Annotated in this window: 15 protein-coding genes and 1 pseudogene; 9 read left to right on the forward strand and 7 right to left on the reverse strand. The window is 63.2% G+C overall.

All coding sequences use genetic code 11. From position 1 onward, the window contains the following. Positions 1-25 precede the first annotated feature (25 nt). Positions 26-1,045, forward strand: coding sequence for a helix-turn-helix transcriptional regulator (locus tag AC0L27_RS25630; protein ID WP_354209535.1), 1,020 nt, complete (start codon positions 26-28; stop codon positions 1,043-1,045). Between the two features lie 99 nt (positions 1,046-1,144). Further along, positions 1,145-1,378 (forward strand): hypothetical protein, encoded by a 234-nt coding sequence (locus AC0L27_RS25635; RefSeq protein ID WP_018459448.1) that lies wholly within the window; start codon positions 1,145-1,147, stop codon positions 1,376-1,378. Positions 1,379-1,446: 68 nt separating this feature from the next. Here AC0L27_RS25635 and AC0L27_RS25640 read toward each other — a convergent pair whose 3' ends face one another. From AC0L27_RS25640 to AC0L27_RS25650, 3 genes are all read right to left on the reverse strand, one after another. After that, positions 1,447-2,394, reverse strand: coding sequence for a fatty acid desaturase (locus AC0L27_RS25640; RefSeq protein WP_354209536.1), 948 nt, complete (start codon positions 2,392-2,394; stop codon positions 1,447-1,449). Between the two features lie 15 nt (positions 2,395-2,409). Beyond that, positions 2,410-3,426 (reverse strand): alpha/beta fold hydrolase, encoded by a 1,017-nt coding sequence (locus AC0L27_RS25645; RefSeq protein WP_354209537.1) that lies wholly within the window; start codon positions 3,424-3,426, stop codon positions 2,410-2,412. A 154-nt stretch (positions 3,427-3,580) separates the two neighbouring features. After that, complete coding sequence (locus tag AC0L27_RS25650) at positions 3,581-4,384, reverse strand: MBL fold metallo-hydrolase (RefSeq protein ID WP_354209538.1); 804 nt, start codon at positions 4,382-4,384, stop codon at positions 3,581-3,583. Positions 4,385-4,676: 292 nt separating this feature from the next. Here AC0L27_RS25650 and AC0L27_RS25655 point away from each other — a divergent pair, with 292 nt between their 5' ends. The 4 genes from AC0L27_RS25655 to AC0L27_RS25670 all read left to right on the forward strand — a co-directional run bounded on the left by AC0L27_RS25655 (position 4,677) and on the right by AC0L27_RS25670 (position 6,854). Next, positions 4,677-5,222, forward strand: coding sequence for a sigma-70 family RNA polymerase sigma factor (locus AC0L27_RS25655; RefSeq protein ID WP_354209539.1), 546 nt, complete (start codon positions 4,677-4,679; stop codon positions 5,220-5,222). Continuing rightward, positions 5,219-5,866, forward strand: coding sequence for a ChrR family anti-sigma-E factor (locus tag AC0L27_RS25660; RefSeq protein ID WP_354209540.1), 648 nt, complete (start codon positions 5,219-5,221; stop codon positions 5,864-5,866). Before AC0L27_RS25655 ends, AC0L27_RS25660 begins: the two co-directional genes overlap by 4 nt. 80 nt (positions 5,867-5,946) lie before the next feature. Further along, a complete protein-coding gene (locus AC0L27_RS25665) occupies positions 5,947-6,531 on the forward strand; it encodes an RNA polymerase sigma factor (RefSeq protein WP_354209541.1) in 585 nt (194 codons plus the stop codon). A 20-nt stretch (positions 6,532-6,551) separates the two neighbouring features. After that, a complete protein-coding gene (locus AC0L27_RS25670; RefSeq protein ID WP_354209542.1) occupies positions 6,552-6,854 on the forward strand; it encodes a hypothetical protein in 303 nt (100 codons plus the stop codon). A gap of 54 nt (positions 6,855-6,908) precedes the next feature. Here AC0L27_RS25670 and AC0L27_RS25675 read toward each other — a convergent pair whose 3' ends face one another. The 3 genes and pseudogenes from AC0L27_RS25675 to AC0L27_RS25685 all read right to left on the reverse strand — a co-directional run bounded on the left by AC0L27_RS25675 (position 6,909) and on the right by AC0L27_RS25685 (position 8,767). After that, a complete protein-coding gene (locus tag AC0L27_RS25675) occupies positions 6,909-7,484 on the reverse strand; it encodes a TspO/MBR family protein (protein WP_473320635.1) in 576 nt (191 codons plus the stop codon). Beyond that, positions 7,412-7,813: a DUF2177 family protein gene (locus tag AC0L27_RS25680; RefSeq protein ID WP_275172357.1), complete on the reverse strand. Its 402-nt coding sequence runs from the start codon at positions 7,811-7,813 to the stop codon at positions 7,412-7,414. Before AC0L27_RS25680 ends, AC0L27_RS25675 begins: the two co-directional genes overlap by 73 nt. Positions 7,814-7,970: 157 nt before the next feature. Further along, positions 7,971-8,767, reverse strand: a pseudogene (locus AC0L27_RS25685) (DUF1295 domain-containing protein). A 200-nt stretch (positions 8,768-8,967) separates the two neighbouring features. On the opposite strand from AC0L27_RS25685, the gene AC0L27_RS25690 reads away from it, so the two are divergent. From AC0L27_RS25690 to AC0L27_RS25700, 3 genes are read left to right on the forward strand one after another with little or no spacing between them, the layout of a single operon-like run. Next, positions 8,968-10,281, forward strand: coding sequence for an NAD(P)/FAD-dependent oxidoreductase (locus AC0L27_RS25690; protein ID WP_354209544.1), 1,314 nt, complete (start codon positions 8,968-8,970; stop codon positions 10,279-10,281). 3 nt (positions 10,282-10,284) lie between these two features. Continuing rightward, positions 10,285-11,067, forward strand: a complete 783-nt coding sequence (locus AC0L27_RS25695) for a DUF1365 domain-containing protein (RefSeq protein WP_354209545.1) — start codon at positions 10,285-10,287, stop codon at positions 11,065-11,067. Between the two features lie 10 nt (positions 11,068-11,077). Beyond that, positions 11,078-12,295 (forward strand): SAM-dependent methyltransferase, encoded by a 1,218-nt coding sequence (locus AC0L27_RS25700; RefSeq protein ID WP_275172361.1) that lies wholly within the window; start codon positions 11,078-11,080, stop codon positions 12,293-12,295. Positions 12,296-12,326: 31 nt separating this feature from the next. Here AC0L27_RS25700 and AC0L27_RS25705 read toward each other — a convergent pair whose 3' ends face one another. Further along, complete coding sequence (locus AC0L27_RS25705) at positions 12,327-12,575, reverse strand: hypothetical protein (RefSeq protein WP_354209546.1); 249 nt, start codon at positions 12,573-12,575, stop codon at positions 12,327-12,329. Positions 12,576-12,810: the final 235 nt, after the last annotated feature.

Below are 12,810 nucleotides of genomic sequence, written 5' to 3' on the forward strand. Positions count from 1 at the left end.
TGTGTCAGGTATGGTTTAAAGGATCATGCGCGCGAGCCGGATGCTGTCGATCCTCACCACCCTCCAGGCCAAGGGGCAGGTCACCGCGCCTGAACTCGCGGAGGCCTGCGAAGTCTCGGTGCGCACGATCTACCGCGACATCGACGCGCTCGCGGCGTCGGGCGTGCCTGTCTATGCCGACCGCGGCGCGGAGGGCGGCTATCGCCTGCTCGACGGTTATCGCGTGCGGCTGAACGGTCTGTCGCAGAGCGAGGCGGAAGCGCTGTTTCTGGCGGGATTGCCGGGCCCGGCGGCGGCGTTCGGGCTGGATGCGGCGATGATCGCCGCACAGAACAAGCTGATGGCCGCGCTGCCCGCCAATTTGCGCGAAGACGCCGGACGGATGCAGGAGCGTTTTCACCTCGACGCGCCGGGCTGGTTCGGCGAGGCGGAACAACCAAGGCACCTGCGCACCATCGCCGGCGCGACCCTGCGCGGGACATTGATCAAGATCCGCTACCAGAGCTGGCGCGCCGAGAGGCAGCGCCGCGTCGCGCCGCTCGGTCTCGTGCTGAAAGGTGGCAGCTGGTATCTCGCAGGTCTGGTCGACGGCAGCGTGCGGACCTATCGCGTCGCGCGCGTGCTCGACTGCACCGCGCTCGACGATCGCTGTGAGCGGCCCGCCGGCTTCGATCTCGCCGGCTATTGGCGGGACGCAACGCTGCGTCTCGAGGCGGAGATGCATCCCAATGTCGCGATCGTTCGGCTGTCGCCCTTCGGCGTGAAACTGCTCGATGCACTGAGCCAGCCTTACGTCAGGGCGCGGACGCAGTTCGAAGAGACCGCAGATGCAGACGGCTGGCGCATTGCCAGAGTGCCGACCGGCAAGACGTCATGGCATGCCGCGGCCGAATTGTTGCGGCTCGGGCCAGAGGCCGAAGTGCTGGAGCCGGCCGATCTGCGCGAGAAGATGGCCGAGCTGACGGAGGCGATGGCCGTGCGCTATCACGCGGCGCGGAAAACAGGACGGCGGCGCAATCCGCCGCGAGCGACGAAACACTCCTGAAACACGATTCTCCCCGCGCCGCGTGAACGCATCCGCGTTTCGGCTCGACCGAGATGCAGGGACACAACAACGGCCCCTGCGCCACACTGGAGAATGAAGATGTTTCGTAAGCTTGCACTTGGTCTGATCGCCGCCGGTTCGCTCGGCGTTGCCGCTCTCGCCCCGACCGCCGCGTCGGCCCACGGCTTCCACCATCACTGGGGTCACGGCTGGGGCTTTGGCGGCGTCTATGTCAACAGCGGCGTCAACAATTGCTATCAGGAGCGCGTCGTCCAGACCCGCCACGGCCTGCGCGTCCGCGTCGTGAACGTCTGCGCGTACGGGATCTACTGATATCTCGCATTCACGACAAAGCCCCGATCGCACCGCGATCGGGGCCTTTGCGCGTCAAATTTTTTCCACTAGCCGGCCTGTCTATGCCGCCGAAACCAGGCCCAGGTCTCACGCGTCGTCCTGATGTAGCCGCGGCCACGATGGACGATTTCGCCGTCGACGATCCCGTTCAGCTTCGGCAGCGCGTGGAACGGGATCGAGGGATAAGCGTGGTGCTCGACATGGTAGGGCATGTTCCACGCGATCCATTTGACGATTGCGCCGGTGTAGGTGGTGCGAGTGTTCTGGAACGCGCTGCGGGTGCGCTCGCAGCCGGTGTGCTCCGCATAGAGATAGGGCCGCAAGAAGAACTGCCCAATGATCAGTGGCACGATCCAGACCCAGAGCAGCAGCGCCGACGAGAACCACAACGACAGCACGAGCAGCGCGACATAGAATCCGGCATAGACGCGCGCCTCGGTCACGATGACCGCACGCTTGTTTTCCGGGATCCAGGGCACGGTGACCTTACCACTGATGGCATGGCCGAGCATCAGCCAGAGACGGCCGGCGACCTGCAGCACGCCGCTATAGGCGAGCGCGAGCTGGGTGTCGGATTTCGGTTTGACGCCGACGACCAGCTCGGGGTCCTTGTCCGGATCCTGGGTGTAGCGATGATGGTCCCAGTGAAACAGGCAGTAATATTCGTAAGGCAATCCGATGACGAAACCCGAGAGATAGCCAACCACGAGATTGAGGCCGCGGCTTTTGAACGCGGTCTTGTGCGCGGTCTCGTGCACGGCCATGAACAGGAAGGCGACGAGATAGCCCTGCACCGCCATCAGCGGCAACGCCCAAAAGACACCCCAGGTCGAAGAGACCCTACAGATCAGCGCGCCGACCAGTACAACCAGGCCGTAATGGCTGAGGCTTTGCGCGGCACCCCTGAGATTGGAGCGCACCGACAATTCGCGCAGCATCGCCGGCGTCAGCGGCTTCAAGCGATGGCTGGACTCTGAAATCGTTGCGTCGCTCATGATCGGATGTCTGCCCTACTTGCCGAGAAGCTCTGCGATCTCGGCCTTGATGAAAGCCCGATCGCGCGGATTGTTGACGGGGTTGCCGGCGCGATGGCCATGCAGCGACGGGATCGGATGCAGCACCGCAGAACGCGCGTTGACCAGCCGGCCGAGTTCGTCCTCGTTGTCGCGAACGTCGAAATAGCGATCGGTCGCGCCCGGCATCAGCAGCATGTGCCCCTTGATCGCACCGAGCGCGCGATCGAAATCGCCGTCGAAGGTCGTGCAGCGACTGATATCGCCATTCTGCCAGATGCCGATCTGCGCCAGGAGATCGTTGGCATCGCGCCGGGCAAACGCCGCGTCCCAGGTGCGGACGAGATAGTCGTCCAGCGAGGTGAAGCCTGCTTCGCGCCAGATCTCGTCGCGATAGAAGCCGTGCGACATCGCCCAACCCGCGTAGACGCGCCCCATGGCGCGATAGCCTGCGACGGGCTTCTCGACGAAGCGGCCGTCGCGGAAGGCCGGATCTGCCGTCAGCGCGGCCTTCACGCTTTCCAGGAAGACGTAATTATAGGGCGCGCAACGGGCACTGCCGCAGACGACGGCCGCCCGCTCGACCATATCGGGATGCAGCGCCGCCCAGTGATAGGCCTGCATGCCGCCCATCGACCAGCCATAGACCAGGGCAAGCTTCGAGATGCCGAACTGCTCGGCAAGCAACCGATGCTGGACCGCAATGGCATCGTGATAGGTCGGGATCGGGAATGGCGCGGCGCTATTCGACGGCGAGGACGACAGGCCGTTACCGAACAGGTTCGGGATCACGATGAAGTAGCGTGTGGGGTCGAGCACGCCGTCGGGGCCGATCAGCCACTCGGTGTCGGTGTGCTGCGCGCTGAACGAGGTCGGGTAGAGAATGACGTTGTCCTTGTCCGGACTGAGCGTGCCGTAGGTCTTGTAGGCGAGCTTGAGCGAAGGGACGACGGCCCCGGACCGGAGCGTGACGTCGCCGGCCTCGAAGATCTCGTAGTCGCGCCCTGCCGTCATGGACCGAACTCCCGCTCACGCGACAAGCGCGCCGCGGAAACAGCGATGCATCGATCATGCCGGTCCCGCAGACGCATCATTGCGTCACGCTTAATAACTGTACTTATAGTCCATTTATTGTGAATCAGCAAGATAAATCCGGTCGCAAGCCGGCTCAGGCGATGGCGGCCAGATAGCGCGCGACAGAGGCCGCGAATGCGGCCTTGGCGCCTGCTGCGATGTCGCGACCCCACCAGGCACCGTAGATGCGGTCGAACGCCAGCGGCTCGACGGCCGCCGCAATCCGTCGCACCGCGGCGGCATTGAGCGGCATGTAGTTCGGATAGGAGTACATGAAACTGACGAAGCGGCGATCCATCGTCACCTGCGCGATATCGCCGGCGAGCAGCGCACCCCTGCTGTCCGCACCGCGCGCATAGTGCAGTATGGTGGCGCCGGGGAAATGACCGCCGGTGCGCAACAGCAGCAAATCGTCGGAGATGCGATGGCTTGCGGCGGTCCAGTGCACGATGGACGCATACGGACGCGTCACCCATTGGCGATCATCGGCGTGCAAATAGACCGGCACCCCGCCGAACGCCTCGCTCCAGTCGGCGAGCGCGCCATAGTAATGCGGATGCGAGATCGCAATCGCCTTCAGGCCACCGCGTGACCGCACATGCGCGATCGCCTCCGGCGTCGCCAGCGGTACGCAGTCCCACATCAGGCAGCCGTCCGCGAGCGGCACCAGCAGCGCCCGCTGACCGATGGCAAAGCTTGGCTCGAGTGCGATCCCAGTCAGGCCGAGATCGTCGCGCCAGACGATGCGGTGACGTTTCGAGAGCGCCTCGCGCGTGAGGAAAGTCTGCCCCTTCCAGCCGACGAATTGCCGTTCGTCCTCGCAGATCGGACAGGACGCGGGGGGATTTTTGCCATCCGGGAATTGCGCGCCGCAGGTTTCGCAGGTCCAGAGGGGCATGCCCTACTCCCGACAGAGACGATCCAGCGTCAATAAGGAATTGCTGGCCATGACTGCAAGGCCCACGGTCGGCCAGACCTGCGTGCGGACGGCCCCGGAACCTGTCGCAATGATCATTCCACGGTGATCCAGGACCTGTCTCCGTTCGTTCCCAGACCCACAGGTCGCTTGTCGAGGCGCTATGATCGCTGCTATCCGAGCTTTAGATGCGCCAATCCGGGCGAAGGCTGGTTTTCCCCGGAGGCTTGAAGCGCGGCTGTCGACTGGCACGAGCAAAGGGCCGAACACAAAGGTGGATTGGGCTGATCTGATCGGACGCGTCGCCTCGACCCGGGACCGGGAGGCCTTCAAGCGCCTATTCGAGCATTTCGCGCCGCGCATCAAGGGACTGATGCTGAAGGCCGGGTGCAGTTCGGACGAGGCGGAGGAGATTGCTCAAAATACCATGATCGCCGTCTGGCGGAAGGCAGGCCAGTTCGATCCTGCGACGGCCGGGGCCGCGGCATGGATATTCACCATCGCGCGCAACTTGCGCATCGATTTGTTCCGCAGCAGGACGCGGGCAGACCGCCTGCGGGGCACCTCTGAGCTTCTCGAGACGCCGGATCCCGCCGAGCCCGCGGATGCCGTCATGTCCCGGGTGCAGGATGCCGCGCGGATCAATGCGGCCGTCAAGCAGCTCTCGATGGAGCAATCCATGGTGGTGAGGTTGTCGTTCATCGAGGAGAGGCCGCACCCGGAAATCGCGAGCCTGCTCGGCATTCCGCTCGGAACGGTGAAGTCGCGGATCAGGCTGGCGATGAACCGCCTGAGAGACATATTGGACGAAGAAGCATGACGATCAGCCATCATCCACCGGAAGATCTTCTGGCCGACTTTGCGGCCGGCAGGTTGGAAGAAGCCCATCAATTGGTGGTGGGGGTGCATGTTGCCGGTTGCGCACGGTGCGGCCGGTTCGTGCAGGCCATCGAGCAACTTGGCGGCTTGGCGCTTGAAGATGTCGAGCCGGTGCCGGTCGCATCGGATGCGTTCGAGCAGGTGATGTCACGCATTCACGAGGCTCCTGAAAAACGAGCGGCGCCGACTGCCGAGGTCGCTCGCGGCAACGAGCAGGATGTTCCGGCGGCGCTGCGAAACTACCGCATCGGCAAGCGCAGGCGCATCGCTCCGGGTCTGAGCATGCGGCCGATCGAGTTGTCCGGTTCGGGGACGGCGCGGGCCTTTCTGCTTCGCTCCGCTCCGGGGAGCCGCATGCTCGAACACACGCACACCGGCACCGAACTGACCCTCGTGCTCGAGGGCAGCTTCAGCCACGAGGGCGGCCGGTTTGGTCCGGGTGATTTCGACTATGGCGACGACGAGGTCGATCATCGGCCTGTGGTGGGCGACGAGGGCCCATGTGTTTGCCTTGTCGCAATGACGGGCGACCTGCGCATGAACGGCCTGCTCGGCAGGCTGATCGGGCCATTCGTGCGGCTTTGATCCGTTCGCCTCCTCCTTCCGCCGGGTGATCCGAACGCGAGCCCGGAGCGTTTCGAAGGAAACGCAAGGGGAGACAGGCCATGGCCGGTTTAAGCCTGACACGACAGGCGCAGAGCGAAACATTGCCCGAACTGCTGGCATGCGTTTCGGCGGGCGACACCCGGGCCTTCGCAGCGCTGCATATGCTGACACGGAGCAGGCTGCGCAGGACTGCGCTCGCCGTCGGAACTCCGCCCCACGACATCGAGGACATTCTTCAGGAAACCTATCTGAAGATCTGGCGCAACGCTTGTCGGTTCGACAGCGGCCGCGCTTCGGCGATGACCTGGATGTCAGCCATCGCCCGGAATACCGCCATCGACCATCTGCGGGTCAGAAGACTGCCGACTCACGAGCTGGACGAGGCGCTTCTGATTCCGACAAGTGCTGATCAGCCGGCGATGGACGATTTCGACTACGCCCGCGCCGAACCGATCGCACGCAGCGTGCTGGCTCGTTTGCCGGAAGACCGCCGCAGGCTGGTGGCGCTGGCCTATCTCGAGGGTGAGAGCCGCGCGAGCTTGTCGCGGCGCTTCGGTGTGCCGGTCGGCACCATCAAGACCTGGCTGCACCGAACCCTTCTGGCGGTACGCAAGGACTGCCTCGCCGCATCCGCTGCAGCCTGACGCGGGCGAGGAACCCGCGGGTGCCCGCAGAGATCATCGAATTTCCCAACCGAGGACACCAGGACCCGCTGGTGTCCTCCGTTGCGAGACTCGAGCAGATGGTGAGAGAGGTCGAGCATCTGGCAGCGGACCAGTCCGCGGAAGGTCTCGATCATTTGCTCGCTGTCATGGAGCGCTTCGGCGATCGTCTGGTCGATCTTGCGCACCTCGTGCTTGACGACGATGCCAGGCGGAGTGTCCAGATCGCATTCACGTCGCTCTCCGACAAGATCGCGGTGACCCGAGACGCCTTTGACGAGTGCGATGGAGCGACAGATCTCTGAATTCGGCGCGACGCTCTCCCATTCGACGCCATGAAATCAGCTCTGCGACTGATCTTAATTGAGACGGAGCAACGAGATGTTCAGCAAGGTCGCAAAACCCACCCAGCCGGCGTAGGGAATGAAAAGCGTCGCTGCCAACCGATCGTTCGCCCATTGACGCCAGACAAAGGCAAGGATCGCGGCGAACAGCGCAACAATGACGCCGAGCGCCACGTCCATGCGATGAAGCGAAAAGAAGATGGGAGACCATGCAAAATTCAGGATCATCTGCAGGCCCCATAATCTCATCGTCGTTCCGCGCGGCTCCGCCTCGAAGGTGCGGAAGCCCGCCACGGCGATCATCAGGAACAGAGCCGTCCAGACCGGCGCGAAGACCGCATCCGGCGGATTGAAAGATGGCTTGTTGAGCGCCGAGTACCACGCTCCCGGACGGTTCAGAACCCCGATCAGAATCCCCGCAGCAGGGACCAGAAACAGGAAAGCGGCGCATCGGTACCACCTGCCGGCCTTACGATCGCCATCTTGCCGCAGCGCTCCGTTGTGCGTCCCATCCATGATCAATGCGCCATTCGTTGAGCGACGAGAAATCCGGTCCAGGCGCTGACACCGGCGAGGAAGGATCCCCAGCACACGTCCGCAACAGTGAGCCCCGTCGACCAATTCCTCAGCGTTGCCTGGTTGGTCAGATCGTAGGTCGCATAAGTGAAGCAGCCCAGCATCACGCCGGACGTGAAGGCGCGCAGAGCGCCGCCATCCTGCTGAGACGGCAGCACCGCGAACCAGATCAGGCCGACGGGATACGCCAGATAAAATACTGCCGCGGCTGCGAGGTCGGGCTCCGAGCGCAACATGTCGCCCAGCACCGGCCGGTAAAGCCTCTCAACCATGGTCTTGAGCCAGATCATGTCGAGCGCGACGAAGGTCGCAGCGACCGACAGATACGTAAAGAGCAGGCTCATGTCCGGTCTCCTCTCCGGTGGTGTCGCAACCGGCATGGCAAAGGCAACGCCTGGAAACGACGTGAGCCCTTCGCTGGATCACGTTGCGCCCTCGTTCCGCCTTGCCGCGCAACCTTGTCAGGCCCTTGAACCAGATCGTGCGGCGCGGGAGTTCCGATCATTCCGGCGCCTTCTTGGGCGCTCGTGGAAAGAAAGCGCTGGTGCGTGCCTGATAGTCTCGATACCGGCGGCCGCGGGATCGAAGCATCTGAGCTTCGAGCGGGGGAATTCCGGTCACGTGCACGAGTATCCAGCCGGCGCGATCAGGCTCGCCCAGCCCCATGCGTAGCCCGGCGACAGTGCGATGACCGGGTAGGCCAGCCATCCGAGCCATTCGAAGAAGTAATTCGGATGACGCGACCAGCGCCAAAGCCCGACATCGCAGACCAGGCCCGAATTTGCCTTGTTGCGTTTGAAGCCTCGCAATTGCTCGTCGGCGATCGCCTCGCCTGCAACGGCCGCAAGCATGATGGCGGCGCCAACATAGTCCTGAACGCCCAGGGCAGCCCGTGGCGCGTGTGCAGCCAGGAAGACAGCGAATGGCAGCGGCACCGAGGCGAAGGCCTGCGACTGCAGGAACGCGAACATGCGAAGCGGCGCCTGTGAGCCCCATTCCTGCGCATAGCTCGCATATCGCGGATCGTCGATACCCGCCGCGGCGCGCCGGGCGATATGCGTCCCGAGCCTCACCGACCAAAGCAGCACGAGCCCGCCCGCGAGCATCTGGCGCATCGGCAGCGCCTCGCCAAACGGCAAAAGGGCCGCCACCGCCCCAACGAGGCCGACGGAGTAGGTCCAGATCGTATCGACCCACCCGGAATTGCCGGTTCGCTGCTGAACGATCCAGGCCAGCCCCATCAACAGCGAAAGCGCGAGAGCGATGCCGGCGACGATCAGTATTTGCAGGAAATCCATGCCTCACCATACGCAAACTCGGATCCTTACGTCCGCCCCAGGCCCCGGTTTCACGGGTGATCCACGCTGTCCGCTGGAACGTTTCCTCAGGCGTGTGTGGACGGGTCAGCTATGAGAGCTGTCCTGAGCCGGCGACGAACGACATTGGCCCGAAACCGGATGTTCCGGCCGTCGCTGGTGGTATTGGGGGGCGACAAAGCATGCGTTTGGCGGTGATCGGGACGGGAATTGCCGGCAATGCCGCCGCATGGCTCCTGTCCGAACGTCATGCCGTGACCGTCTACGAGCGCGAATTGCGGCCGGGTGGACACAGTCATACAGTACGGGTTGACTACGATGGCGAAGAGATCGACGTCGACATCGGCTTCATCGTGTTCAACGAGCCGAACTACCCGGAATTGACGTCTCTGTTCGCGCACCTGGGTGTGAAGACCGAGGAGACATGCATGAGCTTCGCGATGTCGGCCGACCATGGCCGATTTGAATGGCGGGGTGGCGGCGAGACCTTCCTGCAGGTCGCCTCCGGCCTGTTTGCCCAGCCGCGCAACCTCTTCTCCCCGTCGTATTTTCGCATGCTGGCCGAGGTCCGACGCTTCAACAAGGAAAGCGTCTCCGACTTGCGGGCTGGCCGGCTCCAGAACCTGACACTCGGCGAATATCTGCGCCAGGGAGCGTTCAGCCCGCGCCTGTTCAGCGATTATCTGGGACCGATGGGAGCCGCCATCTGGTCGTCGCCCTCAGCCGAGATCCTCGCCTTTCCCGCGGAAAACTTCATCGCGTTTTTCGACAATCACCGGCTGCTGCATCTGGATCGGCCGCTCTGGCGGACCGTCCAGGGAGGCAGCCGGCGCTATGTCGAGAAGCTCACGGCCAGGTTCAAGTCCAGCATCCGGCTCGGCTGCGCTGTGACGTCGATCCATCGCACCGAGCACGGGGTGACGATCGGCGACAGTCACGGCAATCAGGACTCCTACGACGCTGTCGTGATGGCCTGTCACAGCGATCAGGCCCTGGCGATGTTGTCGGATGCCGACCCACGCGAGAGATCCATTCTCGGCGCGATCCGCTACGCTCCAAACACGGCCTATCTGCACCGCGACCTCAACCTCATGCCGAAACGCCGCAATGCATGGGCATCCTGGAACTTCTTGCGATGGCGACGCGAAACGCCTGCCCAGAACGATGTCGCGGTGACCTACTGGATGAACCGGCTGCAGGGCATCGACGACAGCAAGCCGCTATTCGTCAGCCTCAATCCCCCTTTTGAGCCGGCGCCTCATCTCACTTTCGGCAAGTTCACATTCGCGCATCCACAATATGACGCGGGCGCGTTTGCCGCGCAGAGGAACCTCCCGCAAATCCAGGGACGCCGCCGCACCTGGTTTTGCGGCGCGTGGACCGGCTACGGATTCCACGAGGATGGCCTGCGCTCCGGCATCGCCGTCGCCGAGGCACTTGGCAGTTCGATGCCGTGGCGACAGTCCGGCGCGTTGCTGGCCCAGGCTGCCGAGTAGAAGATGTTGCAACCGGGCGCTCCAGAACGAACAGCGACGTCATCTGCAGCCGCGCTCTATCTGGGCAGGGTGATGCACGCACGCATGCGGCCCGTGCACCACAGGTTCACTTACCGGGTGATGAACCTGCTCATCGACCTCGACCGGCTTGATGAAGCGGATCGCCAGTCTCGCCTGTTCGGCGTCAATCGCGCGGCAGTCTTCAGCTTTCACGAATCCGATCACGGCAAGCGTAGCGGCGCATCCTTGAGCAGCCATGTGCGACGCCTGGCCGAGCAACGCGATATCGATCTGTCGGGAGGGCGGATCCTCCTTTTGTGCTATCCGCGGCTCTTCGGCTACGTGTTCAATCCGCTTTCGATCTACTTCTGCTATGGCAGCTGCGGCAATCTTGCGCTGCTGATCTACGAAGTCCGCAACACTTTTGGCGAAATCCATTCCTACGTCCTTCCGGTCGAGGACGCTGCTGGCGGCGGTGCCATACGACAATGCCATACGAAGGAGTTCTACGTCTCGCCATTCATGGAGATGCAAACGAAGTATCGTTTCAGCATTGCCCCGCCCGATCAGCAAGTGAGGGTCAGAATCGTGCAGACCGATGAGCACGGTGCTATATTTACGGCCGCATTCTTCGGGCAACGTCGCCCGCTGACCAGCCGCTCACTGTTGGCGACGCTCGTCACGCTGCCACTTCTCACCTTCAAGGTCGTCGCGGCCATCCATTGGGAAGCGATCCGGCTTTGGCTGAAAAATGTTCCTTACGTTCCCCGTCCGAACCAACGCTGAATGTGAAGCCATGGACCTCGCAGCCACTCACCAGACTGCTCGCTTCGATGACGTTCCCTTGCTCGCGCGGCTCGCGCTGCGGCTTGCCTCGCGGCTCAAGCTCGGCACCGTGGATGTTCGCCTTCCCGACGGCAGAACGGTGGTGTTGCGGGGAACGCATCCGGGTCCGTCCGCGACCATCGAGCTCAACAGTTACGCCTTCGCGCGAAGCCTGGTCCTGGGCGGCGATATCGGCATGGCCGAGGCTTACGTTCGAGGCGATTGGAGCACACCGGATCTCTCCCAGCTGCTTTACGTGTTCTGTCTCAACGACGACCTGGTCGATAGCGCCTTCGCCGGCAATGCATTGGTCCGGCTTTGCCGGCGCGCGCTGCATCGGCTGCGCCGAAACACGCGGCTGGGATCGCGGCTGAATATCCACGCCCATTACGATCTCGGCAACGCGTTCTTTGCGGCCTGGCTCGATCCGAGCATGACGTACTCGTCGGCATTGTTCTCGCCCGAGGCGACCGACCTGCTCGCTGCTCAACGGCACAAATACGAACAACTGGCGAAAGCGATCGAACTGCGGCCCGGCCATACCCTGCTCGAGATCGGCTGCGGCTGGGGCGGCTTTGCCGAATATGCCGCCAAAGCTTGCGGCGCCAAGGTCTTGGCGCTCACCATCAGCAAGGAGCAGCACGCATTCGCCAGCCGGCGCATCCACGAAGCCGGGCTCAGCGAGAACGTCGAGGTCCGGTTGCAGGATTATCGCGATCAGGACGGGCAGTTCGACCGCATTGCCTCGATCGAGATGATTGAGGCTGTCGGCGAGCCGTTCTGGCCGACATACTTCAATCAACTGCATCAACGGCTCAAGCCGGGCGGTCTTGCCGGCATCCAGGCGATCACCGTCCGAGACGAGCTCTTTGACAGCTACCGGCGCCGCGTGGACTTCATCCAGAGATACATTTTTCCGGGCGGGATGCTGCCTTCGCCGAATGTCCTGCGCTCGCTCGGCGAACGCGTGCAGATGCCTCTGATCCGCGAGCGGGTCTTTGGACAGGACTACGCCAAGACGATCGCGGTCTGGCGAGCGAGTTTCGGCCATGCCTGGACGGACCTGACCTCACTCGGGTTCGACGAGCCGTTCCGGCGGCTGTGGGAATATTACCTCTGCTACTGCGAGGCAGGTTTCAGGGCCGAAAAGATCGACGTCCGACAGCTTGTATTCGCGCGCCGAAGCTGACGTCGCTGACGTTTCCGGTGTGAACGAACCCTCAGGCAGCTTCCGACGTTGATCGCGCACGCTGCTCGAGCAGGCCGATCGTCGAGACCAAATTGTCACGTCGCGCGCGAAGATTAAGCGCAAGCAGCGGGTATGTCGGCTGCAGCACGTCAAACACCCCTGCTCTCGCCTCTTCCTCGAGAATGTCTGTGTTCATGAGCCGAACGCGCCACCACAAATCGGCGACCAACGCATCGAGCCGGAGTTCGCCAGCAGCACCAGAACGGGACACTTCCTGCATCACTTGCCTCAACCTGAAACGGCCTCGCTACCAAGGCCAGACTTTGGTCCTGGCTGAGCAAGCAGAGTGCCAGCTATGGGCGGCGCGATCTGGTTCCGGAACGGAGTGCTGCGCGAGCCCGCTGGTCAAGGCTTGGCGCTCAAGGCTTGGCGCTGGGGAAGTGTTGCCCGTGGAGGGCGAAAATGGTGCCCAGGAGGGAATCATACGCACCCTCGACAGGACAAATTGCTGTTTG

It is taken from the genome of Bradyrhizobium sp. Ken51, from assembly GCF_055807435.1.

What these genes read in the sequence shown, in the direction of transcription:
- AC0L27_RS25700 (WP_275172361.1), top strand. Translation starts at nt 11,078, where the DNA reads ATGGACCTCGCAGCCACTCACCAGACTGCTCGCTTCGATGACGTTCCC.
- AC0L27_RS25690 (WP_354209544.1), top strand. Translation starts at nt 8,968, where the DNA reads ATGCGTTTGGCGGTGATCGGGACGGGAATTGCCGGCAATGCCGCCGCA.
- AC0L27_RS25695 (WP_354209545.1), top strand. Translation starts at nt 10,285, where the DNA reads ATGTTGCAACCGGGCGCTCCAGAACGAACAGCGACGTCATCTGCAGCC.
- AC0L27_RS25705 (WP_354209546.1), bottom strand. Translation starts at nt 12,575, where the DNA reads ATGCAGGAAGTGTCCCGTTCTGGTGCTGCTGGCGAACTCCGGCTCGAT.
- AC0L27_RS25640 (WP_354209536.1), bottom strand. Translation starts at nt 2,394, where the DNA reads ATGAGCGACGCAACGATTTCAGAGTCCAGCCATCGCTTGAAGCCGCTG.
- AC0L27_RS25660 (WP_354209540.1), top strand. Translation starts at nt 5,219, where the DNA reads ATGACGATCAGCCATCATCCACCGGAAGATCTTCTGGCCGACTTTGCG.
- AC0L27_RS25665 (WP_354209541.1), top strand. Translation starts at nt 5,947, where the DNA reads ATGGCCGGTTTAAGCCTGACACGACAGGCGCAGAGCGAAACATTGCCC.
- AC0L27_RS25635 (WP_018459448.1), top strand. Translation starts at nt 1,145, where the DNA reads ATGTTTCGTAAGCTTGCACTTGGTCTGATCGCCGCCGGTTCGCTCGGC.
- AC0L27_RS25645 (WP_354209537.1), bottom strand. Translation starts at nt 3,426, where the DNA reads ATGACGGCAGGGCGCGACTACGAGATCTTCGAGGCCGGCGACGTCACG.
- AC0L27_RS25630 (WP_354209535.1), top strand. Translation starts at nt 26, where the DNA reads ATGCGCGCGAGCCGGATGCTGTCGATCCTCACCACCCTCCAGGCCAAG.
- AC0L27_RS25680 (WP_275172357.1), bottom strand. Translation starts at nt 7,813, where the DNA reads ATGAGCCTGCTCTTTACGTATCTGTCGGTCGCTGCGACCTTCGTCGCG.
- AC0L27_RS25650 (WP_354209538.1), bottom strand. Translation starts at nt 4,384, where the DNA reads ATGCCCCTCTGGACCTGCGAAACCTGCGGCGCGCAATTCCCGGATGGC.